This window comes from Pedobacter sp. GW822-FHT03F06, from assembly GCF_058801365.1.
On record NZ_JBXANE010000005.1, the window covers coordinates 78,884 to 105,101 of the forward strand.

Annotated in this window: 22 protein-coding genes and 1 riboswitch; of the genes, 19 read left to right on the forward strand and 3 right to left on the reverse strand. The window is 42.1% G+C overall.

Annotated features, from left to right (window positions below):
* Nucleotides 1-459: 459 nt before the first annotated feature.
* A riboswitch (TPP riboswitch) is annotated at nucleotides 460-548 on the forward strand.
* Nucleotides 549-610: 62 nt separating this feature from the next.
* From thiS to AC1RJ8_RS10175, 13 genes are all read left to right on the forward strand, one after another.
* Nucleotides 611-814, forward strand: a complete 204-nt coding sequence (gene thiS, locus AC1RJ8_RS10115) for a sulfur carrier protein ThiS (RefSeq protein WP_492953696.1) — start codon at nucleotides 611-613, stop codon at nucleotides 812-814.
* 94 nt (nucleotides 815-908) lie between these two features.
* Nucleotides 909-2,792 carry a phosphomethylpyrimidine synthase ThiC gene (gene thiC, locus AC1RJ8_RS10120; RefSeq protein WP_492953697.1) on the forward strand — a complete coding sequence of 628 codons (1,884 nt, stop codon included), beginning with the start codon at nucleotides 909-911 and terminating at the stop codon, nucleotides 2,790-2,792.
* A gap of 6 nt (nucleotides 2,793-2,798) precedes the next feature.
* A complete protein-coding gene (locus AC1RJ8_RS10125; protein ID WP_492953698.1) occupies nucleotides 2,799-3,401 on the forward strand; it encodes a thiamine phosphate synthase in 603 nt (200 codons plus the stop codon).
* A 9-nt stretch (nucleotides 3,402-3,410) separates the two neighbouring features.
* Entirely contained in the window at nucleotides 3,411-4,046 is a 636-nt protein-coding gene (locus AC1RJ8_RS10130) for a thiamine phosphate synthase (protein WP_492953699.1), read from the forward strand.
* An 11-nt stretch (nucleotides 4,047-4,057) separates the two neighbouring features.
* The gene (locus tag AC1RJ8_RS10135) at nucleotides 4,058-4,828 is read left to right on the forward strand and encodes a thiazole synthase (RefSeq protein ID WP_492953700.1); all 771 of its coding nucleotides are present in this window, start codon (nucleotides 4,058-4,060) and stop codon (nucleotides 4,826-4,828) included.
* Nucleotides 4,815-5,939 carry a 2-iminoacetate synthase ThiH gene (thiH, locus tag AC1RJ8_RS10140; RefSeq protein ID WP_492953701.1) on the forward strand — a complete coding sequence of 375 codons (1,125 nt, stop codon included), beginning with the start codon at nucleotides 4,815-4,817 and terminating at the stop codon, nucleotides 5,937-5,939. The genes AC1RJ8_RS10135 and thiH overlap by 14 nt, the downstream gene beginning before the upstream one ends.
* Nucleotides 5,933-6,973, forward strand: a complete 1,041-nt coding sequence (gene moeB / locus AC1RJ8_RS10145; protein ID WP_492953702.1) for a molybdopterin-synthase adenylyltransferase MoeB — start codon at nucleotides 5,933-5,935, stop codon at nucleotides 6,971-6,973. The genes thiH and moeB overlap by 7 nt, the downstream gene beginning before the upstream one ends.
* A gap of 442 nt (nucleotides 6,974-7,415) precedes the next feature.
* Entirely contained in the window at nucleotides 7,416-8,963 is a 1,548-nt protein-coding gene (locus AC1RJ8_RS10150; protein WP_492953703.1) for an FKBP-type peptidyl-prolyl cis-trans isomerase, read from the forward strand.
* Nucleotides 8,964-9,441: 478 nt separating this feature from the next.
* Nucleotides 9,442-10,074, forward strand: coding sequence for a hypothetical protein (locus AC1RJ8_RS10155; RefSeq protein ID WP_492953704.1), 633 nt, complete (start codon nucleotides 9,442-9,444; stop codon nucleotides 10,072-10,074).
* Complete coding sequence (locus tag AC1RJ8_RS10160) at nucleotides 10,071-11,222, forward strand: AAA family ATPase (RefSeq protein ID WP_492953705.1); 1,152 nt, start codon at nucleotides 10,071-10,073, stop codon at nucleotides 11,220-11,222. The genes AC1RJ8_RS10155 and AC1RJ8_RS10160 overlap by 4 nt, the downstream gene beginning before the upstream one ends.
* 2 nt (nucleotides 11,223-11,224) lie before the next feature.
* Nucleotides 11,225-11,923, forward strand: a complete 699-nt coding sequence (locus tag AC1RJ8_RS10165) for a hypothetical protein (protein ID WP_492953706.1) — start codon at nucleotides 11,225-11,227, stop codon at nucleotides 11,921-11,923.
* 3 nt (nucleotides 11,924-11,926) lie between these two features.
* A complete protein-coding gene (locus tag AC1RJ8_RS10170) occupies nucleotides 11,927-14,299 on the forward strand; it encodes a hypothetical protein (RefSeq protein ID WP_492953707.1) in 2,373 nt (790 codons plus the stop codon).
* A gap of 1 nt (nucleotide 14,300) precedes the next feature.
* On the forward strand, nucleotides 14,301-17,021 hold the full coding sequence (locus AC1RJ8_RS10175) for a hypothetical protein (protein ID WP_492953708.1): 2,721 nt from the start codon (nucleotides 14,301-14,303) through the stop codon (nucleotides 17,019-17,021).
* Nucleotides 17,022-17,557: 536 nt separating this feature from the next.
* Here AC1RJ8_RS10175 and AC1RJ8_RS10180 read toward each other — a convergent pair.
* Both AC1RJ8_RS10180 and AC1RJ8_RS10185 read right to left on the reverse strand, forming a co-directional pair.
* On the reverse strand, nucleotides 17,558-18,580 hold the full coding sequence (locus AC1RJ8_RS10180; protein ID WP_492953709.1) for a hypothetical protein: 1,023 nt from the start codon (nucleotides 18,578-18,580) through the stop codon (nucleotides 17,558-17,560).
* Nucleotides 18,577-18,936 (reverse strand): hypothetical protein, encoded by a 360-nt coding sequence (locus AC1RJ8_RS10185; RefSeq protein ID WP_492953710.1) that lies wholly within the window; start codon nucleotides 18,934-18,936, stop codon nucleotides 18,577-18,579. Before AC1RJ8_RS10185 ends, AC1RJ8_RS10180 begins: the two co-directional genes overlap by 4 nt.
* A 633-nt stretch (nucleotides 18,937-19,569) precedes the next feature.
* Between AC1RJ8_RS10185 and AC1RJ8_RS10190 the strand changes: the two genes are divergently transcribed.
* Nucleotides 19,570-20,121, forward strand: coding sequence for a hypothetical protein (locus tag AC1RJ8_RS10190; RefSeq protein WP_492953711.1), 552 nt, complete (start codon nucleotides 19,570-19,572; stop codon nucleotides 20,119-20,121).
* 84 nt (nucleotides 20,122-20,205) lie between these two features.
* On the opposite strand, the gene AC1RJ8_RS10195 is transcribed toward AC1RJ8_RS10190, so the two are convergent.
* Nucleotides 20,206-21,225 (reverse strand): hypothetical protein, encoded by a 1,020-nt coding sequence (locus AC1RJ8_RS10195; RefSeq protein ID WP_492953712.1) that lies wholly within the window; start codon nucleotides 21,223-21,225, stop codon nucleotides 20,206-20,208.
* A gap of 378 nt (nucleotides 21,226-21,603) precedes the next feature.
* Between AC1RJ8_RS10195 and AC1RJ8_RS10200 the strand changes: the two genes are divergently transcribed.
* The 5 genes from AC1RJ8_RS10200 to AC1RJ8_RS10220 all read left to right on the forward strand — a co-directional run bounded on the left by AC1RJ8_RS10200 (nucleotide 21,604) and on the right by AC1RJ8_RS10220 (nucleotide 26,136).
* Nucleotides 21,604-21,804, forward strand: a complete 201-nt coding sequence (locus AC1RJ8_RS10200; protein WP_492953713.1) for a hypothetical protein — start codon at nucleotides 21,604-21,606, stop codon at nucleotides 21,802-21,804.
* Nucleotides 21,805-21,951: 147 nt separating this feature from the next.
* Nucleotides 21,952-23,625 carry a tetratricopeptide repeat-containing sensor histidine kinase gene (locus AC1RJ8_RS10205; protein WP_492953714.1) on the forward strand — a complete coding sequence of 558 codons (1,674 nt, stop codon included), beginning with the start codon at nucleotides 21,952-21,954 and terminating at the stop codon, nucleotides 23,623-23,625.
* 10 nt (nucleotides 23,626-23,635) lie between these two features.
* Nucleotides 23,636-24,301: a DNA-binding response regulator gene (locus AC1RJ8_RS10210; protein WP_131029384.1), complete on the forward strand. Its 666-nt coding sequence runs from the start codon at nucleotides 23,636-23,638 to the stop codon at nucleotides 24,299-24,301.
* 426 nt (nucleotides 24,302-24,727) lie between these two features.
* Nucleotides 24,728-25,060, forward strand: coding sequence for a YegP family protein (locus AC1RJ8_RS10215; protein ID WP_492953715.1), 333 nt, complete (start codon nucleotides 24,728-24,730; stop codon nucleotides 25,058-25,060).
* Nucleotides 25,061-25,071: 11 nt separating this feature from the next.
* A complete protein-coding gene (locus AC1RJ8_RS10220; protein WP_492953716.1) occupies nucleotides 25,072-26,136 on the forward strand; it encodes a type I restriction endonuclease in 1,065 nt (354 codons plus the stop codon).
* Nucleotides 26,137-26,218 lie beyond the last annotated feature (82 nt).

A 26,218-nucleotide genomic window follows, 5' to 3' on the forward strand; every position in this document is an offset into this window, starting at 1 on the left:
TTGGTGATGCTGCAAAGGTAAGGAATTTTTGCGTTTTGCGAAAGGCGGTTGGCGCAAATTGGTTGCTTTGTCTGAAGTGGGGAGTCTGGGGAGCGGGAGGAGCAATTGTCATCCTGAGGGGTTACTTTTTATCCAAAAATACTGGGGTAAAGATGACGGGTTGTGAAGTATCGTCATCTCGACCGCAGTGGAGAGATCTTTTAACATAGTTCAAAGATTTCTCTCCCGAAGGTTCGGGACTGCGCTTCAGTCGAAATGACACCCAATTTTTGAAATCTGTAATTGGTAGTTCAACGAAGGATCTTTATCCTTCATTAAGTCATCTCTCAAATATTTACTTCGCAAAGCCTCAAGGTTCTTCACTGCAATCAAAATGATAACAATACGGTTAGCGATAAAGTATAGATTTTATCTATGTCAATTTTTATTTGCATTAGAAATTTAATCGCATATATTTACAAAAAACTTTAGGGGTGCCTACGTGCTGAGAAATACCCTTTGAACCTGATGCAGTTAGTACTGCCGAAGGGAAAAGTGAAAGCAATCACATTGCTGTCTTTTCGATCTCCATTTTGGGGCAATCTCTATAGTTTTTCCAATTTTTTAGCATATGGAAGTAACTATAAACAATCAAAACTATCTGCTCAACGAGGCCTGTTCCATCGAACAGATGCTTGCTGCTGTTATTTCAACAGAAACAAATGGCCTTGCCATAGCCATAAACCAAACCATTATTCCCAAATCAGACTGGGCAACCCATGTATTAAATCCAGCTGATCAGGTTATACTCATCAAAGCCACGCAGGGAGGGTAATGGGAGATACTTTACATTCAAAATTTACCCAATCACTCATTCCTTCATTTTCTCCTTCACTCAATCACTCATTCTCTCCTTCAAACATTTCAACATGAAACAAGAAAAAACACCGAACCAAGAGGTGATCAGCCGCAGTCCTTTTCCGGCCTCACGCAAAATCTTTGTACCTGGAAAAATCCACAATATCCAGGTGGCCATGCGCGAAATCAGTTTATCGGAAACCAAAATCCATAACGGATTTGGCTTAACCGAGCCCAATCCGCCCGTAACCGTTTACGATACCAGCGGACCCTATACCGACCCCAATGCTGTTATTGATGTAAAAAAAGGCTTACCGCGGATCAGGGAGCAATGGATAAAAGACAGGCTTGATGTGGTAGAACTTCCTGAACTATCTTCTGCTTACGGGCAGCAGCGCCTGGCCGATGAGAAGCTTGATGCCTTACGCTTTAATTTCATCAACAAACCTTACAAAGCGCAAGCCGACGCCAATGTATCTCAAATGCATTATGCCAAAAAAGGCATCATAACGGCCGAAATGGAATATATCGCCATTAGGGAAAACCAGCAGATCGAACTGTTAAATGCGCAGTTGGGCGATCAGCACGAGGTAATGAACCACCAGCACCAGGGCAATAGCTTTGGCGCAAATACCCCAAAAGGTTACATCACACCCGAATTTGTAAGGGCAGAGGTAGCCGCCGGCAGGGCGGTAATTCCCTGCAATATCAACCACCCCGAACTCGAACCCATGATTATTGGCCGAAACTTTCTGGTAAAAATTAACGCCAATATCGGTAACTCGGCCGTAACCTCTACCATTGAAGAAGAAGTAGAAAAAGCCGTTTGGGCCTGCCGTTGGGGAGCCGATACCATTATGGATTTATCAACAGGAAAAAATATCCACGAAACCCGCGAATGGATTATCCGCAATTCGCCTGTGCCCATTGGTACCGTTCCTATTTATCAGGCCTTAGAAAAAGTAAATGGAAAAGCCGAAGACCTCACCTGGGAAATCTTTCGCGATACGTTGATTGAGCAGGCCGAACAGGGCGTAGATTATTTTACCATCCATGCCGGTGTACTGCTCCGTTATGTGCCTTTAACCGCTAAAAGGATTACCGGTATTGTTTCGCGTGGCGGATCCATTATGGCCAAATGGTGCCTGGCCCATCACAAAGAAAACTTCCTGTATACCCATTTTGAGGAAATATGCGAAATTATGAAGGCTTATGATGTAGCCTTTTCATTAGGCGATGGCTTAAGGCCTGGCTGTATTGCCGATGCCAACGATGCCGCACAGTTTTCGGAGCTCGAAACGCTTGGCGAACTTACTAAAATAGCCTGGAAACACGATGTACAAACGATTATAGAGGGGCCTGGCCATGTACCCATGCACCTGATTAAAGCCAATATGGAAAAACAGCTCGACCATTGTGGCGAAGCGCCATTTTATACTTTAGGCCCATTAACGATCGATATTGCACCTGGTTACGACCACATTACTTCGGCCATTGGCGCAGCCATGATCGGCTGGTTTGGCACAGCGATGCTCTGTTATGTAACCCCGAAAGAACACCTGGGCCTGCCAAATAAAAAAGATGTTAAAGATGGGGTAATTACCTATAAAATTGCCGCCCATGCAGCCGATTTAGCCAAAGGCCATCCAGGTGCGCAATACCGTGATAATGCTTTAAGCAAGGCCAGGTTCGAATTTAGATGGGAAGATCAGTTTAACCTCTCACTCGATCCTGATACCGCCAAAGAGTTTCATGATGAAACCTTACCTGCAGAGGGTGCCAAGATTGCACACTTCTGTTCCATGTGCGGACCGAATTTCTGCTCCATGAAAATTACGCAGGATGTGAGAGAATATGCTGCAAAACTAGGTGTGGAAGCAGAAGCGGCTTTAGCGCAGGGCATGCAGGAAAAATCGAAAGAGTTTACCCAAAAAGGAAGCGAAATTTATTCTTAAGCCGCCATGGAACTGATTGTAATTGCCAAGCCTACTATTTTTAAGGAAGAATGTCTTCTTGTAAATCAGCTTTTCGAAGCCGGTTTACAGGTTTTTCATTTACGAAAAGAAAATGCAGATGAGGCCGGTTACCGCAAAATTGTGGAAGGGATTTTACCGGAATATCATCCACGCATCGCTTTACACTATTTCCATACACTGGCCAACGATTATAACATCAATAGAATCCACCATACAGAAAGCTTTAGAAAAAGTATTACACCCAATGCCCAGCCGCAAAAGCATATATGGAGCACATCTATTCATCAGTTATCAGATATAGATTGCATTAGGCCATACCGTTACAGCTTTTATGGCCCCGTATTCAACAGCCTTTCCAAACCTGGTTATATGGGGGTTATTCCTGCAGGTTTTCATTTAAACAAGCCTAACAGCAAGACAAAACTGATTGCGCTGGGCGGCATCGGTTTAAACCAGATCGATCAGGTAAAAGAAATGAATTTCGATGGTATTGCACTACTGGGCAGTATCTGGAACGACCCCAGTAAAGCTTTAACCAATTTTAAAAAAGCACAGCAACATTGCCTCGCTTACCATCAACCGTTTTAAAATATCAATATGATTCAGCACTTACAATATATCTCGCAAGCAGCTAAAACAGGTACCCATTTGGATGCCATTGAGCAGGTGCTCCAAGCTGGCGGAAAATGGATCCAGCTGCGGATTAAACACCAGGCCGAAAGCGAAGTGTTGCCTTTTGCAAAAGCCGCGCAGGCCTTATGCGAAAAATATGGCGCCAAACTTATCGTAAACGATTTTCCGCACCTCGCTAAAGCCGTAAATAGTTATGGGGTACACCTGGGCCTGCAGGATATGCCCATTTCCGAAGCCAGGAAAATTATCGGCAAATACCAGATCATCGGCGGCACAGCCAATACTTTCGAACACATTTTGCAAAGGGTTGCGGAGGGTGCCGATTACATTGGCCTTGGCCCCTTTAGGTTTACCCGGACCAAAGAAAACCTGAGCCCGGTTGTGGGTTTGGCAGGTTACCACAAACTAATGGAAAAAGTGCGTAAAGCTGGAATCAGCACCCCCATTATTGCCATTGGCGGCATTGAAGCAGCAGATATTCCGGCTATACTCGAAACCGGAATTTACGGAATTGCCATCTCGGCAGCACTCACCAACCAAACACAAACGGCTGCGGTTCTTGAAGAAATCAACAGCAAGTTCAGTATTCATTCGATTTAAAAATTACAGATATGTTAACCATAGCAGATCAAACCTTCAGCTCTCGCCTCTTTACCGGTACCGGAAAATTCAGTTCTGCCAAAGAGATGGAAAGTGCCTTAATTGCCTCGGCCTCCGAACTGGTTACCGTAGCGCTCAAACGTGTAGATTTAAAGGGCAAGGACGACGATATCCTTCATCACCTTAAATATCCGCACATCAATTTATTGCCCAATACTTCTGGTGTGCGCAATGCAAAAGAAGCTGTTTTTGCCGCTCAACTGGCACGTGAAGCCTTAGAAACCAACTGGATCAAACTGGAAATCCACCCAGATCCGAAATACCTCATGCCAGATCCGATCGAAACCTTAAAAGCCACCGAAGAACTGGTTAAACTCGGTTTTGTGGTTTTGCCTTATATCCATGCCGACCCGGTTTTATGTAAACGTTTGGAAGATGTGGGCACGGCAGCGGTAATGCCGCTGGGCTCCCCGATTGGCAGTAACAAGGGATTAAGAACCATCGATTTTTTAGAGATTATCATCAGCCAGAGCAGGGTTCCGGTCATTATCGATGCCGGTATAGGCGCACCGTCTGATGCGGCAAAAGCCATGGAAATTGGTGCTGATGCTGTTTTGGTGAACACCGCCATTGCCATAGCCGAAAATCCAACCCACATGGCCATTGCCTTTAAAATGGCTGTAGAAGCCGGCCGAATGGCTTTCGAGTCTAAATTAGGCGCCCAAACACACTATGCTGCAGCGAGCAGCCCACTAACCGCATTTTTAGATGAAGAGTTTTAACGAAGTATTCGAAGCTTACAACTGGGACGATACCAAGGCCAGCATTTACGATAAAACGGCTGCAGATGTAGAACGGGCATTGCGCAATAAGCAACGGGATCTGGAAGATTTTAAAGCGCTTATTTCTCCCGCAGCGTTACCTTATCTCGAAGATATGGCGCAGATTAGCCAGCGATTAACTTTAGACCGTTTCGGCCGGGTAATCCAAATGTATATACCGCTTTACCTCTCCAACGAATGTAATAATATCTGTACCTACTGTGGTTTCAGTTATGACAATAAGGTAAGGCGCAGAACGCTCAACCCAATGGAAATTATGCAGGAAGTGGCCGTAATTAAGGGTATGGGATACGACCATGTGTTGCTGGTAACCGGCGAGGCCAACCAAAGTGTACACACCGATTATTTTAAAAAAGTACTAGACCTCATCAGTCCACATTTTGCCCATATATCCATGGAGGTACAGCCTTTGGATGTAGCCGATTATGAAACCCTTATTCCGCACGGGTTAAATACCGTACTGGTTTACCAGGAAACCTATCACCAGGATGATTACCGGAAACACCATCCAAAGGGCAAAAAATCTAACTTTTTATATCGCTTAGAAACGCCTGACCGTTTGGGGCAGGCCGGAATCCATAAAATGGGGCTTGGTGTATTAATTGGGCTGGAAGACTGGCGTACAGATTCGTTTTTTACGGCCCTGCATCTCTCTTACCTCGAAAAACAATACTGGCAAAGTAAATTCAGTATTTCTTTCCCCAGGCTGCGGCCTTTTAGCGGTGGTTTAGAACCTAAAGTCGTAATGAACGATAAGGAATTGGTGCAACTGATCTGTGCTTACCGTTTATTCAACAGCGAAGTAGAGCTGTCTATTTCTACCCGCGAAACCGTAGCTTTCCGCAACCAGGTGATTAAGCTGGGCATTACCGCCATTAGTGCGGGTTCTAAAACCAATCCCGGTGGTTACCAGGTAGAACCTCAATCGCTGGAGCAGTTCGAAATATCTGATGAACGCTCGGCACAGGAAATTGCAGCCATGATCAGAAAACAGGGTTACGAGCCCATTTGGAAAGATTGGGATATGAGTTTGATCCAAAAATCATGTTAGTAAAAGAAGAATTTAGCCGCTATAACCGCCAAATCATCCTGCCCGAGCTGGGCTTGGCGGGGCAAGAAAAGCTAAAAGCCGCCAAAGTATTGGTCATCGGCGCAGGTGGTTTGGGCTGCCCGGTATTACAGTATCTGGCCGCAGCGGGTACAGGAACTATCGGAATTGCAGATGATGACGTGGTAGAATTGAGCAACCTGCACCGGCAGATTTTATATAACCATACTGATATTGGGCAACCTAAAGCAAAAATTGCCGCGGCAAAACTTCAATTGCTTAATCCGCACGTGGGTTTCAATGCCTATCACGAACGTTTTAGGGCTGATAATGCGATAAACATTTGCCAGGATTATGATCTGGTGATCGATTGTTCAGATAATTTTACCACCCGTTACCTGGTGAACGATACCTGTGTGGCTTTAGGCAAAACACTTATTTTCGGTTCTATTTTACAGTTCGAAGGCCAGGTTGCGGTGTTTAACCACCAGGGCGGTGCAAACTATAGAGACCTTTATCCGGCGCCGCCAACTGAAAATATTAACTGTATAGAGGGAGGGGTGATCGGCATTTTACCTGGCCTAATAGGCCTGTACATGGCCAATGAAGCCCTAAAATTAATCTGCGGCATTTGCGAAACACTTGCGGGCAAACTGATGACTGTTAATGCGCTGAACAATACCGTAATGGTATTTAAAATCGCCGCAAAAAAAACAGCTGATACCGCAAAGCCAGCGCCGGCCAAAACCGATAAAGCCGTACAAGAAATCGATAGCACAACATTAGATCGCTGGCTGGAAATCCATGCGGATGAAGTTTTTTTAATTGATGTACGCGAGGGTTACGAACATGAAGAAAATAATATTGGAGGCATCAACCTTCCGCTGTACGGGTTAACGGCATCACATACAGCTATCCCAAAGCACAAAAAAGTAGTGTGTTATTGCCAAACCGGGCAAAGAAGCAAAATGGCCGTGCAGGTGTTGGCGGGGCTTTACGAAGGAGAAGTATATAGTTTAAAAAATGGAGTGGCTTAGTTTATTGGTCATTGATTCATTCGGTTTGTAGGCCGGCTAAGAACTGGTTTAATCGTTAATTACCAAGGATGCTTAATTGTTTAATCGGCAACAATATCCAAACTGGCTTTGCGTGTGCGTTATGTTTTCCTTCCTGAATGACAAAGCAAGTGTGGCAAAAATCTCCCGCAGATTACACTGATCAGCGCAGACTTAGTCTAAGCCTTAAAAATTAACCCTGTATAACCGCTAAACGACACCTCCCTTAGTAAATAAGGGAATAATAACTAACAATTGTAAATTTGTTCCAATACCCAATAATGCTTATATTTAAGTACGACGTAATGTTACTTAAGGCCTATGGTCAAAAAGCATTACTAAACAAGGCCAAACCATAACACCAAACAACATTATTTAGCTATACCTGCTTATAACCTTATTAATTGTGTAAAAAATTAAAGTGATGATTAAGTTAAGCGTATTAAACTTAGGACTCGGAATAGTTCTGTTTGGCCTGGGTAGTTTTATATCTTTTAATGTACAGGCACAGAATAAAGGCATTAAATCTGCTAATAAAACAAATGTGCCTCAAAAAGAAGTTGACGTGTACATTGCCGGGGCTTCCTATAATCCAACCACACTTAAGCATGTAGCCAAATATTGGAAAAATGGGGTGCCAGTACAACTTACCGACGGGCAAAATGATGCCACTGCCACCGCCATCGCCATTGATGGCAATGATGTACATGTAGCAGGCTTTGATAATGGCGTGGTGGCGTATTGGAAAAACGGGGAGAGGATTCCGCTTACCAGTGGGGGCGGGCGCTGGTCGCGTGCCTATTCTATTGCAGTTTTTAAAGGAGATGTGTATATAGCAGGATATGAGCGAGTTTACGATCACGGTCAGAATTCTAACTGGACTGACTGGGCTAAATATTGGAAGAACGGGCAACCCGTATCACTTAGCGACGGCCGCTCGCATGCTGGTGCCAGTTCGATAGCCATACACCAAAGCGGAGATGTATTGGTAGCGGGTTCATATAACGGAAAAGTTGCCTACTGGAGAAATGGACAACTGGTTGATGCCATTAACAGTACATTATATACGGCATCAGCCATAACTACAGTGAACAATGACGTATACATTGCCGGCATCACTTCCATACCAGGTAAGGAGGGCAAACAAGCTGCGTACTGGAAAGGCAATGAAGGTACCACTATACTCACAAATGTTGAAAATGATGCTGTAGCCAGTTCGATTGCTGTAGACAAGAATGGCAATGTTTATGTAGCAGGGCACATTAATTACAAACCTACCTATTGGAAAAACGGCATACCGACTACTTTGGAAGGACTGTCGTCGGGCTTTCCTGATCCATACTCCATAGCATTTGAAGGTTCGGATGTCTATATCGCGGGACTTGGAAAAGCAGGTGGACAGTATTGGAAAAACGGCGAAACGGTCTTAATCCCTAGAGATAAAGATGGCACACCAGCAGCCAATGCCATCACAGTTATTAAGCGAAACAGCAATGGCGCTAAAACAGCAAAAACTGGCGTTATTGTAAAAACAAACGCGGTACCCGCCTCCTCACCACCCGCACCCATTTCTCCTATTGTAAAAGATGCTAACGCCATCGCCGAAGAAGAAGCCATCAGGTTCTTTGCCGATAACAAGAAAAAGCCGGGTATTATTACCACAGCCAGCGGCTTACAATACCAGGTGATTAGCATGGGGGCAGGGCCTCGACCAACAGCTACCGATAATGTGAAAATTCAGCATAAGCGAACACTTTTAGAAGGCAATAAGGTAATTGATGCAAACGCGAATGGCCAACCTCCGGCCATGTTGGTTAAGAATTTACTTCCTGGCATGGCTGAAGGCATACAGTTAATGAATGTTGGGAGTAAATTTAAACTTTTTATTCCTCCTGGGTTGGCTTACGGTAACAGGGGAAAATCAAGTTACATTCTAATTTTTGAATTGGAACTACTGGAAATTATAAAATAAAATCATTCTTAAGCGCTTTCTTCTTCATGTTTTATGGTTCAATAAAATATCCGAGAATGACACGCTAACCGCTCCCCGCCAAACGCTGAGCTATTTCCCATCCACCATCTATGTTTTAACCACAAAGGGCGCAGAGAGAAAAGCGCAAAGATCGCAGCGCTGGGCGTAAATTAAGGTTTTAACCATATAAGGCATGTAAGAAAATATAAGACACTTGAGCTTATATGAATCTATATGGTTCGAATCAAAAAACCTTCCAGGAGATAAAATCCATGCAGGTTAGATTTCTCGACTGCGTTACACTCCCGCTCGAAATGACGACACTCCGAACCTCAGGATGGTGCTGTACCAGAAATAATGCGTTGACTTACTCCAGACTGCCCACTCCAGATTAAAAATTCTACGTTTCTTAGCAAAGCCAAAAATTGTCTCGGTAATTTGTATCTTGCTTTTCTAAATTAACCAATACTCGAGGGTGATGCTTGACCTTTTTTTAATAGATCTTATCCAAACCGGACAGGTAACCGTGCCTAACCAAATTGTAGATTTTGATGCTTATACCTCAGATCGAGCAATTATCTTATTGGAGGAATATTACTGGACAGATGCCTTAGCTATGCCATATACTGCCCCAGGCTTTGACCCTGAAGCAGCGTTATGGGCAGCGAAATATATTTTCAGCACCATACAATTGGTTCTGCTCAGAGATATCGGCGAAGAAAAACTAAACCAATTACTAGTCGATTACAATGGCCAATATACATCCGAAGCGGTGTATTCAGCAGATTTGATGCTGCGTTTCCTGCCCGATATTTTCAGGTTCGCAAGCGGCCTGTCGCCAGAAGATCCATTAATTTACAAATTAAAAGCTTTAGCCCGGTTTTGGCCCTTTTCAAGCATAGGGATAGCTGACATAAACGTAACTATAGGAGACAAAATACTCGATCATCCTTCACTTAGGGTGACTTATATTGATCGGCTCATATTGAAAAAGGATATAGGAAGGATCAATAGCAAACATGAATTAAAATTAGTGAAAGAAGCCTTGGGCGCATACCAGGCAAAACTATGGCCTGGTTTAAACCTGATCCTTAACGAAGAAACAACATGAACGAAACCCAGTTAGCCACACATTTAACCATCGATAAGCTGAAGCAGGTACTACAGCATTTAAAAAAGGTTTTTGTTGGCAAAGATGAAATTATCGACCTTATGGGCATTTGCCTGGTGGGCAGAGAGAACCTTTTCATTTTAGGGCCTCCGGGAACCGCAAAAAGTGCAACCGTACGCGAACTTTCCAAATTGATAGATGGACAGACGTTTGAGTACCTGCTTACCCGTTTTACAGAGCCAAACGAACTTTTCGGCCCTTTTGATATCCGCAAGCTTAGAGAAGGAGATCTGGTAACCAACACAGCGGGTATGCTTCCGGAAGCATCGCTCATCTTTCTAGATGAACTTTTAAATGCAAACAGTGCCATTTTAAATAGTTTGTTAATGGTGCTGAACGAGCGGATTTTCAGGCGTGGAAGAGAAACCCGTAAGCTACCTGCACTGATGGTAATTGGCGCCAGTAATCACCTGCCCGAAGATGAAGCCCTGCAAGCGCTTTTCGACCGCTTTCTCATCCGTGTAAAATCAGATAATGTTGATCCGCAAGAACTTGATGCAGTATTAAATGCAGGCTGGGTGCTCGAACAGCACAATGGAAGTGATAAACCTGCTATCTCGGTAGCCGAAATTGCCAGTTTACAGGAGCTTACCGCAACAGTAGACCTTCAGGAGGTCAGACCTGCCTATATCGAACTGATCCATAAAATGCGTAATGCCGGACTACAGGTTTCCGATCGCCGGGCTGTAAAATTGCAACGGATGATTGCCGCAAGCGCATTGATCTGCAAACGAAATAAAGCCATCCCTTCTGATCTTTGGATATTAAAGCACATTTGGGATACAGAAGAGCAGCGCGAAATTATCGCCAATATTGTTAATGTTATCATCACTACCGATATTTCTGAAAACCAGCACCCCAGGGTAAAAGAAAATACCAAACCTGATGCAGAAGAAATTTATAAAGAGGTACAGCATTTAACCGAGCAATGGGCATTGCCCGAAATTGCGATGGCAGAAAGATCATCAATTAAAGACCGATTGGTACACCTGAACAACCGCTGCGAGTGGATTGGAAACGAAGCGCAGCGTAAATATGTACAGGAGCCGATAGATCTGCTTTGGAAACAGATTATGCAGTCTGCATGAACATGAGGGCACTGGTTTTAGAACGCAAATACCAAGATCAGATTGGTAATATCAGGGGGGTTGAGGGCTGGAGTGCCTGCAGGCAGGATGAGCTGATCTGGCTGAAGGGACCTTTGGATAATAAACACAACCAGGTATTGATCGATTCTCTCCCTATTTTGGCCAGCTATAAACTCGATGGGCAAAACCGTCTTTTCCCTGATGGAAAGTTAACCCCCGTTGCCCTGCTCGATGTTATGGAATGGAAAACATTGCCTGAATTTATGCCTTTAGAAATGCCTGTATCGGCAATTCCGGCACAACAGGCACAACTAATGCCTGTAAACCTGCTGCGCAGCCAAAATCCTTACCCCGCATATGCCTTGCAAACCAATTTTACGGCATGGAAAAAGTATGTAGATGGCGCTCCGCAGGTCCGTTTGCAGAAGCTAAAATTTGTGGTATCAGCAGCGCAAGAAGTACTTATTATTGGCGATCCACTTCCGCCAATACCTGGCAAAACTTTTTGGTTAAACGGAAATCTGCTTGTCCCGGCCGGATACAATTTTGACCCACCATTTTTAGGCAATCTGCTTAACCAAAAGCTTAAACCAATTATACCTTCATATATTCTTTTTAACGAAAGCGGCAGGCAAAACACCATCGCAATTGATCTTTTTAAACCCGCTGATCGAGCGGTGGTAAGGCAGGTTTCATTTTAACATATGGCTTATTCCTCACAAAATACCGTCGACTATTTTAGGGCCTATCAAAATTATTTTTGGAGGTGGGCAGAGCGCGGGCAGGTAATCGAATTTGCCAACCAAAAAACCATCTGCTACCGCGAAGACTTATCCAATATTTTAAAAGACCTTCCTAAAACGACCTCGCTTTCTTTAGGCACTATTCTTTTGGTTTTGTGTGCTTGTAAAGATGATTGGGAAACCCTCTATAATGCCAAACAAACGTTGTTCGATATCCGCTACAGCAATACGGATGCCAGTAGCGGCATTGAGGATCCAGACCAGGGACTAAAAACACAGGCCTACCAGTTTCTATCCATCGTTAACCAATTGCCACATCAGTACCGTTCTGAAATGAATAGAGTACTACTGCTTCAATCTATTTTTGATGCATTAAGCGTTAAAGGATACCACATGGGCCTCTTGCCTATATTAAAGGAATTTAACAGTGGCGAAATGGACGAGGATATTTTTGGCGAACAGGCAGTGCTTAAACAGACAAATTTGGTTCAGGATTTCGCACCATTGGCAGCGGCACTCGCTATTTTTGAAGATGTAGAAAGCTTAGTGCTTAAACAGCGTACCGGCCTTATAGCGTTGCCCAGGCCCATTCATATTCCTCAGCCTGAACCTGTTGAGAAAGACCTTTTAGCCGAACTGGAAAACGATAAAAAAACGAATACGGTTAGCCAGCTGGCCAGAAGGATTATGGCTGCCTTAAGTATCCCGATGTACCTGAACAGCAATAACGAGCAAAGTTTGGGCGGGATTTCTGATATCGCCAACAAAGGCACTTACGATAAACTATTACTGAGCGAACTCGCTCAAGACGATCTTCTGCTCACCGCCCGGCTGGCCAATAATGAAGCCCTTTTTCTAAAACGCGAAACAGCACCTAACCATCAGGTGCAGCAGTTGGGCATAATTATCGATTCTACCTTAAAAATGTGGGGATCTGCACGGGTATTCGCTGTTGCAGCCGCTTTGGCTTTTAGAGAAAGTAAAGAAAAAAACCAACAGTTAAAAGTATGGCTGTTGGGCGGAAAAGACCTCAGTATAACAGTGCTCGAAACCAAAAAAGATACGGAGGCCTTACTCGAAAAAATGGATCCGGCACTGCACTGCGGCGAACCGCTGGTTAAGGCTTTCGCAACACATGCCGAAAAAAATGGCAGGTATATATTCATCACCTCTTCCCATTTTTTAAAAGATGCAGCTGTTGCACCTTATTTTTTAAAAATCAGAAATCAGTTAAATTACCTGATCACCATATCTGCCAGCGGACACCTGCAGATGTTCCAAATCAGTAAAAATCAATCTAAACTGATCAGAGAGGCACATATCGATTTGTCCGATCTTGTAAGCCACGGCTATCAGAAAAAGGTTAAACGTATTAACCAGGCTGATCTGCCTGCTGCACTGTACGAACCTGAATTTCCACTTTATTACCCTACTTCAAAGATCAGGATGAGCGAAAATGATCTTTATGTGTTAAAAAACGATGGCATAATTGCTGTTACAATTGATTTACGTTTGCTTTATTGGCCAAAAAAAGCTTTTGGTGCTAAAGAACTGGCCGGGCAGTTAACCCGTGGAAAATATTGTTTTGGCGAGATGGAAGCTACCCTTTTTATGCTCCTTTTGCCTGATAACAGCAAAGAACTACAGCTATACAAGATCAATACAGCAGCATATGATTATAGCTTAACTGAAATATCCATTTCGCATAAAGGCATAAACGATATTCAGTTTATCGCTCCCTATTTTTATCTTAAGCACAAATATAAACTCATCATGGTAGACCCCCGAAACGGAAACATTATCCCTTCCAACGAGAACGATAGTGAAAGGGTAAAAAGCCGTGGTAGTGACTCCCGGATTTTTCAGTTCCGGATAAAAAAGCACCTGAATAATGGATATAGCACCATTAATACTGTAAAAAAGATTTACATCCATACCTTAGGGCGGATTATTGCTGATAAGAAAGAATTTTTGCTCATCAACAATGAGTTCCATTGGAAAGATAAAGCGGCGGATGCGGAGTGGCTAAACGCCAAATCACAGCAAATTTTAAAAGTAGAACATTTATCAAACATTAGGTTTACCAAATTTAGCTGGTCAAACGGAAGTTCGGCCATTATGGATTCGAGGGGAACATTACACCTTAAAAGCAGTAAGCCTAATATTCCGGAGATTTGCATCATTATGGTGGTTGGCAAGCCAACGGCTTGCTGGAGTGCCGACGGGTACTTAAGTGGTGCATTCTATTTCACAAAAGTTCGGGGCAGCCAATACCTGGAACCGCATGTATTTTATAAAAAATATATTCAGGCTTTTATAGATGGGCTAAAATAATATGAAACTTCAACTCCGCTATCAGGCAAAATCTACTCATGCCACCTGGGGCGCTTATTTACAAGGCAGCCCCGCCGATTGGTTTGCAGAAATGGCCAACTGGTCAGTAGATTTTTTATCCATCAAGGCCTATCTCGTGCCCGAAAGTGTGGCACAGAACAACTGTATCGGGTTGTTTGTGGTTTTTGGAGCCGCTATTCCCAAAAGCGATGAGATCCGATATCCTTACACACAGGTAACCGAGGGCTTTTTCATTCCTGTAAATGCCAAACTTTTTCCCCAACTGCTCAATAACGAACTAAGTACAGTAAAACTATGGGATGTACAGTTTTTTCATCCCAATATAGGCCTGGTTGGATTTGAACAACAGGATAGTTACCAATTGGCAGATCTGATTGAAACACCAGAAACAGTAGCAATGCACTGGCTCCACAATTTGCCTTTGACATCCGTTCTTCCTCAGCTCCGCTCGGCAATGATCGAACCACTGCACACTACCGATGCCATTGATGATTTAAAAGCGTGGATTAATACACAGCCGCTATCCGATATCCCTAAAACAGAAGAAGATAAACAGGATACCAATAGGTGGAGCAGCATTTTAAAACCTTTAAGCAACATGGGGCTTTGGCTATTGTTAGGCTTTGCTTTTATCGGTAAATTTCTGCTCCAAATCATTGCCTTTCTATTTCCTAAACAGGCCGCTTCCATGGCCAATATACAAACCCCCAGCTTTCTACAACAATTAGATGCCTGGATCAATCAAAAAATGGCCTCCATCGAAAAACAAAGGGATAGCGAACTCAATAGATTGGTAAAATTATTCGATAAAGATAAAGATGCCGCTTTACAGTATGCCATCCCATTAAATAGTGCCTACCTAAACCGTGGCACCGCAGCCCCATCTGGCAAATTAAGCAGGCAAAGTTTAAACCTGAATTTTAAGAACTTTGGCAATGGACTAGCTGCCGATGTATGGGATCTGGGCAGTTATAGATGGGAACTTCAGCAACGTTACGAAAAAACGGCTACACAGGCCGTAATAGATGGCGATTTTAAAAAGGCAGCCTATGTTTATGCCCACCTGCTGGGCGATCTTGACAGGGCAGCAAGAACCTTGCGTGAAGGCAAACATTATCGCGAAGCTGCGGCAATTTATAAAGACCACCTTAACAATAAAAATCTGGCAGCCGACTGTTTAGAAAAGGGTGGACTTTTAAACGAAGCCATAAATTTATATGTAGACCTGGCCAATTACGAGAAAGTTGGCGATCTGTATGTTCAAATGGGACAACAGCAGCAGGCACTAAAATATTATGAAGATGTAGTGCTGCAATCGCTGGGTGCCAGAGATCATTTAAAGGCTGCAAGCATTATCGAACTCAAAATTAGCGACCCTAAAAGAAGTGAAGAAGTGTTACTTAACGGCTGGCACAACAACAACCAGGCAGAACAATGTTTAAAACGTTATTTCGAAATTACAGTACAAAACGGAATACCTTTAAATAAAACAGTTAACACCTTTTATACAGAACAGCTAAGCAAGGGCAAAAGCACGGGTTTTTTAAGGGTACTTGCCAATGTTGCCGAAAACAGTGAAGATGAAAGTTTTCGGGAAACAGCCTTAAACATCTGTTACGAAATTGTAAGCCAACAAACTATGGCGGGCGATTTTAGCGCTTTAAAAATGATGGATCGGTTCATGCACCAAGATCCAATGATCGTTCAGGATATAAACCGTTATGCCATTAGCCATTATAAAGAGATTAAACAGCAGCAGGCTGATCGTTATATTCAACTGGACCGTGAAATAAAGTGGGTTGATTTCTGTAGTTTCCACGATCAGCTGATCGGCATTGGTATCAAAAATGAAACCATGCAGTTGCTCCGCATGAAGTGGGAAGACTGTATGGATTATTTATACCTGTTTAAAGCCAATATTGACGATTACTATGCTTTAACAGCAGATTCGGGTATATCGAGCCACATTTTGATCAGCGGGAATACCGTTGAAAACAAGTACAGCAAATTGCCAAAAACCGACGATTTTGAACGGGAAATTGATCTTCATCAAATCAGCTGGTTAGGTCAGAACATGAATAGCGCCATCGAGCCTACAGACCAAAAAACGTTTTCTGTTCTTTTAACACATGGTGAAGACATTCGGTTAAATCGCTATCCGGTATTTGGCGAGCCCTTAACTTCTGTTGTTTGTACCTGGGATAAATCATCGATTGATGCCTATCAGATTTTTTCGAACAAGAACAAAATGTACTGGCGAAAAGACCACCTGTACTTTACCGGCAGCGATATGTTGGTGCGTACAGCTGATACCGGAATGCTCGAAATGTTATTTGTCGAATCGCCCATTATCAACTTTTCGGTAAGTAGTGTGCATACCACACTAAAAATAGCCGTATTAACAACCGATGGCTGCCTGGTTGTTAGTCCTACGCTAAAAGAAATGCCCATCAGTATCCCGCTTTTCGCGGCAGACTTAAGTGCGCATTGTATACAGATACTTCCAGACAATCACCTTGTTGTAGCCAACAGCGAAAAAGCACGGGTATACGATATCAGCGGAAAAAAAGCACAGCTACTTTTTGAGGTCATAACCGATCATGATATTATACGCATTTTTAATGTTCCTAAACGGCATCATTTTGGTTTACTCGAGGCCGATAACCGGATTTCGGTACATATTATCGATAAAGAAGAATAATTGAATGAGGTTAACTCCAATAGAAAGATCATCATCTCCGGAGCAATGCAGAATGGAGAGATCTTTGAACTATTTTACCGAAAGTTACCCGTTTCCGATTCATTACTTCCGGATTATTTTTTTAACCGCAGAGGGCACAAAGAGCAGGCACAAAGGCCACGGAGCTGGGTGTGAAAATCGTGCCATTGCGTTTATATGGCCTTCTATGTCTTATGTGGTTAATCAAAAGGATGCTTTACTTCAACTACCCTTAGTACAAGCGCTACCACTGACAGATACTAAAAAGGCTCGTCATCCGATAGCTATCGGATGCGGGGAGGAATCCCGAATGTTCGGGAGAGCAATCTTACAGCTATGGTTATAGCGACCGCATTAAGATTGCTTCATCCAATGAAAAATTGGCTTCGCAATGACGATTCCTCATCGTTTATCATACTTAAAAAGCCCCGTCGTTCATATTGATTTTTATGAGATAAATTAACCCACAAAAGCGCAAACCGACATCATTTAGAGCGTTGCTTATTTTAGGTATTTCACTAAAAATCGATAGAGAAACCACCGCCAAGAACAAAACCTTTATCAAAATTTGGTGGCAGTTCGCCAGCGGTATATTTTACGGCCACCTTGGTTTTGGTGCCCGGACCTAAATTAATTTTAAGCAGCTTTTCTATCCTGATCATGTAAAAGTAATTCCAGTCTTTACCTGCATTTTTCAACAATAAATTACGGTCGAGGTCGTAATACGAATCGAATAAAAAAGCAATCCGCTCATTTCCGGAAAGTATGCCCGTTTCCCATTCAGCTTTAAGGTTTAACCTGTTCATAAATTTCGAGTCTGCAAGCAAAGGGGCAAGGCTGGTTTTATTGGCGCCGGTCACATAATCATAACCGACAGATAAATCCAGCTGCCTGGGATTGTTGTTTTTTGCGGCCCTTAACAAACCAAACGGAAAATCGAGGATCGAACTCAGGTAAGAAGTAGAAACAGAAAGCTGCGGGCCAAAGGCAAAATCGTAATTCCTGAAATCCTGGGTGGTTTCATGTTTCGCATGTAGGTTAAATGATAACCATAAGGGCGACGCTACCTGTGCGGCCAAATTGCGTGCCTCTTCTACAAGGGGGTCTTTTCCCGGAGGTAGCTCCGGGCCGTCATCCGCCAGCGGATTTATAGTACTGCGGGGCCCAAGGTCTTTGCCTTTTACGTGAAAGAGGGGCTGCCCTTCCAATTTAATTTCCGAAATCAGGCTGCTGTTTTTGTTTTTATCCTCAGCAACGGTTACAAAACCCCTGCTGCCTAATGATAGGTTAAGTTTATTAATTTTAGCCAGGTCATTGCCCAACAGTTTTTTATCCAGTTGAAACTGATAATCGATCCCGAACGATCCTTTTTCCGGATCGATAAATTTAAGGTCGACCTTTAGCCCGTATTTATCGAACACTTTAAACGAAGCCGACGCTTCTACCATGCTTTTTTTTGCCGTGGTATCGGCACTACCCGTTTGTGCAGCTGCCAGGCTTCCATAACCCAAACAGGAGATCAATAATAACGCCCCTTTCATTTGTCTATCGCTTTAGTGGCAGTCTTATCACTTGGAAAAATAGCCTTATCAGCCCAGGTATTTATCATCGCTCCGTTGGTCTGCGTATCCTTATCCAGGTCTACCAGGATATCTTCAAGCGCCAGCGAAACATTATAATGCGCTAAAATCTGGTTAAAATTATAGGCAAACCTGATTTTTGATCTTTTAATGGCACCAGGATCTATCCCCCAATTCATATCCTTTACCTTGGCCGCTAAAAATTCATCCCAGGCATCAAATGGATTTACATCATCAAGCGGATTGTCTGATACACCGAAATAAGTACGCTTAATAAAACGTCTTTTCTTTTCCGTTAACTCTGATTCTTTCATCATGGGTCTTTTGGTTTTAACTCAATAACAAGAATATTGGCGTAAGCTAAAGCAGGCTAAAAAATAAAATTAAATCTACACATTAAGTAGCTCACTATCAACACCTCATGTTGGGTATATTATGGTTGGTTCATTCGGAAATGGTTTATTTGGTTAACTGTAAACCAAACCGAGTATCCCATCCCATACTATTTGACCATATAGGCTTCAGCATTTTTTAATCAGCGCTAATCGCTCCCCGCCAAACACCTGACTGTTTCCACAATCCATCTTACATTTTCCATAATTTTAACCGCAAAGCGCACAGAGAGAAGGCACAAAGGCCACAGCGTTGGGGCGTAAAGTTTTTTACCACATAAGGAATTTAAGAAATATAAGGCAATCGGGCTTATGTGAACCTTATAGGTCTTATTTGGTGAATTAAAAGATTCTTCAGTTTCATTCCGCTCAGCACAAGCTCGCTCAAAGACCCCGTGCATTCCATGTTTCCGTGGCAAAAAAAGCTCACCGATTTCGTTAATTCATGATAATACGTTGATCGACTCACGACTCCGGACTCACGACTTTAGGCTAAAAAAACGGCTCAATCTTTGCTCCTCCCCAGAATAAATTTAATAAGGAAACCCATTTTAGCTCATGAACAAATTACCAGCACTATCCCCAAAACCATTATTCTCCCTTTTAATCCTGTTTAGCCTTTTCCTCTCGGCCTGTTCTGAAACCCCTGAACGTTTCTTCGACATCGCCATCCTGAACACCAACATGATCAACGATTTTGCCAGTGCCGACCTGGCCCGCCACATTAACGACGAAACCAAAGAATACCCCGATATCCCATCCAGCAAAAAGAAAGGCAACGAAGCAGCCACCAACCTCAACAACAAAATTTTATACCTCGAGCAATCGCTCGAAAAGGTAAAAAAGCTTTCCGCTTCGGGCGATGAAGAAAAGGAGATTAAAGCCCTTTCGCAGCAATTGTACGAACTCGTAATACCCGTTTATAAAAACGAGTACCTGGCTTACGCAAAACTGTGCGACAGTAAAGGCAGCCAAAGTGCCAAAGATGAAATTATTAACAGCATCGACCAGAAATATGGCGCCCGCTTTGAACAAAACTTTAATGCTTTAATGGAAAAAGGCAAAGCCTACGCTCAGAAACACAACATCCAGGTAAACTGGGGACAGTAAAATAAATAATGTTTAACTCAGGTGTGATGCATTTGGGTTAAACCATTATTAAGAACCAAAACCCCAGACTAACTCCCGCAAACGCTACGCACGAGTAGCCCGCAGCTCATTGTTGTGATACGCTGTTGTTTCTTCTTTCTCAGTTTTTGTTTCTTCCTCAGTGCGCTTAACTTCTTTCTCTAGCTTACTCACAGCAAAACCGAAAAGACTTATAAAAAAAGCGGCACATATAAACCATACTAAACGTGTAAGTAAATATCTATCGTAAGAAGAATATTTTAATATTTCAGTTGAAAGGGGCTTCAGTCTTCTGCTAGTGTCTGGAGGGTAGATTCCACTATCGGTAAAATACTCATGCCCCTTACCATAACCTTTATACCATACCTTGCCTAACGAGTATTTCGTCAATGTATCAGGTAAAGTAATTTTCCTTTGCTCTTTCAGCGTTTTAAGGTTTAATGGGATAATGGTAACTCCAGGCTCTTGTTCCCCATCTTTCACGGGTTCGTAATGATCTCCATCCCAATACATAGAATTCTCGCCTGATTTAGGAGTTCTAACTGTTGCAGGAATACGCTCCCAAACTATAAACGAAGTACTGCAAATAAATAGTAAAAGAATACATGAAATGACAATATAATTGTTCGGAACTAGTCTTGTTGTAGATTTATCGTCTCCGCCAATTATTTTAGTTCGGTTTCTTTTCTTTTTTCTGGTTGCAACCTCAAAGACACTTTTTTTTTCCTCATCGCTAAGATTCATCCATTCATAGGATGTTGGAAAATCTATTAACCAGGCAAGAAGGTCAGTATTCTCTTCTTTTGTTTTCCCTGTCTCTCCTTTGATATAATTGTATAGGGCTTTATAATCATCAGGCACTGAATCATATATCACTTTCCGAAAATCATCACATTCCATCCTATCTTTTTTAAAGAACATGGAAAGTATGTCGGCATCTTTCGAAGTATATCTACCGTCATAAACCCTTAAACAAGCCTCTCTTAATCTAGTGGTAGTTTCTCCAGTTAAAATTGCGGTCAGCTTCCCATTATCTTTCATCTTTTTATAGGCAGCCAATACTATGTTTTGATAATCTTCAGGCATTTTTCAAAAATTTAAGCGTAAAAATAGAAATGGAATTTTTGGAATCCTTACGGCTTTCCGGAATTCCTTGGAATTTAAAAAGAATTCTTTAGAATCTTTGGAATTATCTGAAAACTAGAGATTTGAAGCTTGGATATTTGTCTCAACAATTAATTCAAGCAATGATTCAAACTATAATCCAAGCAAAGAACTAAATGTTAAAAACGAGTAGAAATCGCGGTAGTTATTAGCCGGCCTGGGAAGCAGTTACTAGCTCCCGCGACAGACACTCAACACTTCCCAAAAATTTCAGAAGGCCTTCTGATTTACAAATCCGTAGCAACGCCGCGTACGATTCGCGGTGGCCTACCATGTATTTCACTTTTAAATTTTTGAGTTATGTTTATACCTCTTTTTATTGCCATATTGTTAGGCTTAGTAAGCCCATCGAATACCAACCATTCTGCGTCTTGTGGCGGAACAACAACTGTAAGTACTGCTGATGCTGATCCGGGTGATACTGATCCTACCGATCCAGGCGACACCCCTCCAGGCGACGATACTGGTGGTGAAGGTGGCCAGATCAAAATACCAAAATAATAACAGCACAATAAGGCGGCAATGTGCCGCCTTATTTTTTATTTGAATATGCTAACATATCAGCCAATCGGCGCTTAATAATTTTAAAAATAGCGCAATAGGTGCTTTCCAAAGTAAATTTCTTTAATTTAGATTAAAATCTAAAAAGTGAAGCGCCTCAATATTACCATCATCTCCATCCTGCTCCTATTCTCTTGCGCTGAGAAAAGCCCTAAGGTGAAAGTCGAAACAAAAGAAAATAACCCGATTTACGATAAGGCATTTCAATACGCAGAAGAGCAGAAAACCGATAGTGCCTTCTTCTATTTCGATAAAGCGAAAGACCTCTTTCTTCAGCAGAAAGATAGCTTGGGTGTTGCCAAATGCCTTTTAAATATGGCCATGATCTCAACCAATAATGGCGATTATTTTGGTGGACAAGAACTATCAGTCAATGCCTCCCCATATTTTGATAAAAGGATACCAAAGCAGCACATCTTTATCAAGGCGAACCTCAATAACCTTGGTCTTGCGTACGAAAATTTAAAAGACTATAACCAGGCCATTGTATTTTATACGGAAGCTTTAAATTACACTACAGGTGTTAATGCAGAAGCCGTCCTCAAAAATAATATCGCCAATATCTTCAGAAAAAGAAAAGCTTATCAAAAAGCAATAGTAATCTATCAAGGTATTTTAAATCAATCAATCGATAGTGAAACCTTTGCAAGGGTACTATCCAACCTTGCCCTAAGCAAATGGCTTCAAAATTCAGTTTACAATGCTGCCCCCGAATTATTAAAAGCATTGTCCATAAGAAAGAAAAATAATCTCCTATTAGAACTTAATGCCAGTTATGCCCACCTTGCCGATTATTATACGAATAGCAAACCCGATTCTGCATTATTCTATGCAAATAAGAGATATCAGGTTGCTCGGGTGATCAACCGGGTTGACGACCGATTAGAGGGTTTGCAAAAACTGATCCGGATTAGTCCACCTTCTGCAACCAAACAATATTTTCAAACCTATCAAAATCTTAGCGACAGCATACAAACAGTACGTAGTGCAGCCAAAAATCAATTTGCTCTAATCCGCTACGAAACAGAAAAAAACAAAGCCGATTTTCTGAAGGCCAAAGCAGAGAACATTGAAAAACAAAAAGACATATTGCTCAGAAATATAGGGATTGGTACCTTGATCCTGTGTTTGCTATTGGGCTATTTTTTATACCATAGACGGAAAAAAAGCCTGCAACAGGAAAAGGAGATAGAAGTTAAAAAAACAGAGCTCAAATACGTGAAAAAAATTCACGACCGTGTGGCCAATAGGGTATATCAGGTAATGTCGGAAGTAGAAAATACAAGCGAAATAGACAAAAATGACCTGGCCGATAAACTCGATGTGATCTATAAAATATCGAGAGACCTTTCTTATGACAGCAAAGACATTAACAACGAAGAAAGCTTTTCAATTGAACTGTCGAAAATGTTATATGCTTACGCCTCGGCGAAAACCAACATCGTGTTAGAAGGTGGCGGCGAAAAACTTTGGGAAGACATTAAGGGCGATACCAAAGCCGAAGTATTTTGCATTTTACAGGAACTGATGACCAATATGAAAAAACATAGTGGGGCAGATACGGTTACCATAAATTTTAAGCGCGAAAATGACCGTATAACGGTTTTATATGTAGATAATGGAAAAGGAATGGAGGTTTTAACCCCTAAAAATGGATTAAGAAATACGGAAACCCGTATAGAAAGTATTTCGGGCCATATTACTTTTGATACCAAGCCTGATGGAGGGCTTCGTGTTGAATTTTCATTTCCAACCTTATAAAAATATAAATATGTTCAAAAACGTACTCATCGCCGAAGATCATGAAATTGTTAGTAAATCGCTCCGTAGCGCCCTTACAGATCTTGGCATCACTATAGCCGATAAAGATTATGTATTTTATTGTGATGATGCATTTACACGGGTACAAAAAGCACTGCGCGATGGCGACCCTTATGAACTGATCATTACCGACCTTTCTTTTGATGAAGACTACCCGAAACAAAAAATAGCAGGAGGCAGAGAACTGATCAAAGCTTTAAAAGAAATACAGCCAGATTTAAAAGTGCTGGTATTTTCTATCGAAAACAGGGCCTTAATTGCCAATACACTATTTAAAGAATTAAATATCGATGCTTACGTGCCTAAAGCCCGCCATGATGCAAAAGACCTTAAACTGGCTTTAGAAAGCATTTATAAAAACAAAAAATACCATTCGCCCAACCTGAGGCAAAAAGAAGAATACCTGCACGATTTTACCCCTTATGATAAAACAATTGTTTCGCTCATTTTAGATGGAAAAACCCAAAAAGAAATGTCGGGCATTTTGAAACAAAAAAAGATGGAACCATCCGGCTTGAGCAGCATCGAAAAACGGATAAATTATATCAAAACCGCGTTAAATATTTCAAATAATGGTCAGTTAATTGCTTATTGCATCGCAAATAAGGTGATTTAGCCGAGGTTAGTCTTCAATCCATGTCGGGAGTCGATCGGTTTCGTTTAGTCACTCCCGCAATTGTCCTTATTCGTGGTTGTCATCCTGAGCGTAGTCGAAGGATCTTCAACGATGAAAAGAATTTTACTGCTTTTAACAACCTCAGCGTGCTCTGCGACATGCATCTGTGAATCTGTGTAGTTAAAAAAAGAGCTAATGTTTGGTGTTTAACATGGATAATCGCTAGGCTATCCAACCATGAACTATTAAACCATCACCCAATTAACCTATCCTAAAAGATTGCTTCGGCTCCCTCAATCCGGTCTCGCAACGAAAACGGCTATAGACTATCAACCAATGAACTATTGACGAATGAACCGACCTACGGTTTCCCGTAAGGATGCGTCATATTCCGCCTATACTTTTGAGCAGCAAAAAAAAATAACGATGGGAAAATTTATCATTACCAAAAGAACAAACGGCGAATACCAGTTTAATCTTGAAGCAGCAAATGGCAGGGTTATCCTTAACAGCGAGGGCTACGCCGCAAAAGCAGGCTGCAACAAAGGTATCGAATCGGTAAAAACCAATGCACCAACCGATGCCAGGTACGACAGAAAAATTGCCAAAAACGGAAACTACTATTTCAATTTAAAAGCTGCCAATGGCGAAATTATCGGTACCAGCCAAATGTATACCACCGCTGATGCCAGAGATAACGGTATCGAATCGGTTAAAGAAAATGCGCCGAATGCATCAGTAAAAGATGAAACCATTTAATGCAAAAAGTTATGGACCTTAAACTAAAGTTAGAACAACTTCATCAGCGCGTAGTGGGCTTAAAAGACCAGATCAATACCGAAGAAGCTACAAAAAATGCATTTGTAATGCCCTTTATTCAAATCCTCGGTTACGATATTTTTAACCCTACAGAAGTTATACCCGAACACATCTACGATATCGGCACCAAAAAAGGCGAAAAGGTAGATTATGTGATCCGTAAAAACAACGAACCTATCCTCATTTTCGAATGTAAACACTGGAAAGAAAGTGCCGATGCGCATAATTCGCAGTTGCACCGCTATTACCATGTTTCGAAAGCACGCTTTGGCGTATTAACCAACGGTACGGTTTACAACTTTTACGCCGATCTGGAAAAACCGAATATTATGGACGAGAAACCATTCTTAACCATCGATATCGAAGACCTGAAAGATAATGCGATAAAAATCCTTGAAAGTTTTACCAAAAACGAATATAATTTAGAAACGATCCTCGATTCGGCAGAAGGTTTAAAATACATCAAAGCCATCAGAAAGGAATTTGAAAAAGAAATAGACAGTCCTTCTGACGAGATGGTGAAGTTATTGGTTAACCGTTTTTTCGATAAACCCTTAACCGCAAACCGGATGATTGCTTTTAAAGATTATACCAAAAAAGCCCTTACCATCTCCATCAACGAATCCATCAGCGATCGCTTAAAATCGGCATTGAATATTAACGAGAAAATAGAGAAAAAGGAGGAGGGCAAAGTAATGCCCGTTAATGAAGATCCCGATACTTCTAAAATCGTAACTACTGAAGAGGAATTAGAAGCCTTCCAGATTGTAAAGGCCATTTTGCGCGAGAAGATTCCATCTGCCAGGATCGCTGCACGGGATACCCAATCTTACTTTGGCGTATTGCTGGATGACAATAACCGTAAACCAATTTGCAGGTTCCATTTTAATACCGTTAACAAGTACATCGAAACTTTCGAGAAAGGGAAAGATGCCGGCGAGAAAAAGCAGTTATTCAACCTTGATGAACTTTACGATTATAGAAGCCAGTTGCATCAAACCTTAGAGAATTATTAATTATCCGCTCATCTCTCAAAAAATGTAGAGGTTGCTTCCGTGTCTGTTTTCGATCCAGGCAGAGCAACCGCTCATTTTGGTA

Excerpts from the sequence above, each read along its gene's own strand:
- thiS (WP_492953696.1), top strand. The coding sequence starts at position 611 with ATGGAAGTAACTATAAACAATCAAAACTATCTGCTCAACGAGGCCTGT.
- thiC (WP_492953697.1), top strand. The coding sequence starts at position 909 with ATGAAACAAGAAAAAACACCGAACCAAGAGGTGATCAGCCGCAGTCCT.
- AC1RJ8_RS10125 (WP_492953698.1), top strand. The coding sequence starts at position 2,799 with ATGGAACTGATTGTAATTGCCAAGCCTACTATTTTTAAGGAAGAATGT.
- AC1RJ8_RS10130 (WP_492953699.1), top strand. The coding sequence starts at position 3,411 with ATGATTCAGCACTTACAATATATCTCGCAAGCAGCTAAAACAGGTACC.
- AC1RJ8_RS10135 (WP_492953700.1), top strand. The coding sequence starts at position 4,058 with ATGTTAACCATAGCAGATCAAACCTTCAGCTCTCGCCTCTTTACCGGT.
- thiH (WP_492953701.1), top strand. The coding sequence starts at position 4,815 with ATGAAGAGTTTTAACGAAGTATTCGAAGCTTACAACTGGGACGATACC.
- moeB (WP_492953702.1), top strand. The coding sequence starts at position 5,933 with ATGTTAGTAAAAGAAGAATTTAGCCGCTATAACCGCCAAATCATCCTG.
- AC1RJ8_RS10150 (WP_492953703.1), top strand. The coding sequence starts at position 7,416 with ATGATTAAGTTAAGCGTATTAAACTTAGGACTCGGAATAGTTCTGTTT.
- AC1RJ8_RS10155 (WP_492953704.1), top strand. The coding sequence starts at position 9,442 with ATGCTTGACCTTTTTTTAATAGATCTTATCCAAACCGGACAGGTAACC.
- AC1RJ8_RS10160 (WP_492953705.1), top strand. The coding sequence starts at position 10,071 with ATGAACGAAACCCAGTTAGCCACACATTTAACCATCGATAAGCTGAAG.
- AC1RJ8_RS10165 (WP_492953706.1), top strand. The coding sequence starts at position 11,225 with ATGAGGGCACTGGTTTTAGAACGCAAATACCAAGATCAGATTGGTAAT.
- AC1RJ8_RS10170 (WP_492953707.1), top strand. The coding sequence starts at position 11,927 with ATGGCTTATTCCTCACAAAATACCGTCGACTATTTTAGGGCCTATCAA.
- AC1RJ8_RS10175 (WP_492953708.1), top strand. The coding sequence starts at position 14,301 with ATGAAACTTCAACTCCGCTATCAGGCAAAATCTACTCATGCCACCTGG.
- AC1RJ8_RS10180 (WP_492953709.1), bottom strand. The coding sequence starts at position 18,580 with ATGAAAGGGGCGTTATTATTGATCTCCTGTTTGGGTTATGGAAGCCTG.
- AC1RJ8_RS10185 (WP_492953710.1), bottom strand. The coding sequence starts at position 18,936 with ATGATGAAAGAATCAGAGTTAACGGAAAAGAAAAGACGTTTTATTAAG.
- AC1RJ8_RS10190 (WP_492953711.1), top strand. The coding sequence starts at position 19,570 with ATGAACAAATTACCAGCACTATCCCCAAAACCATTATTCTCCCTTTTA.
- AC1RJ8_RS10195 (WP_492953712.1), bottom strand. The coding sequence starts at position 21,225 with ATGCCTGAAGATTATCAAAACATAGTATTGGCTGCCTATAAAAAGATG.
- AC1RJ8_RS10200 (WP_492953713.1), top strand. The coding sequence starts at position 21,604 with ATGTTTATACCTCTTTTTATTGCCATATTGTTAGGCTTAGTAAGCCCA.
- AC1RJ8_RS10210 (WP_131029384.1), top strand. The coding sequence starts at position 23,636 with ATGTTCAAAAACGTACTCATCGCCGAAGATCATGAAATTGTTAGTAAA.
- AC1RJ8_RS10215 (WP_492953715.1), top strand. The coding sequence starts at position 24,728 with ATGGGAAAATTTATCATTACCAAAAGAACAAACGGCGAATACCAGTTT.
- AC1RJ8_RS10220 (WP_492953716.1), top strand. The coding sequence starts at position 25,072 with ATGGACCTTAAACTAAAGTTAGAACAACTTCATCAGCGCGTAGTGGGC.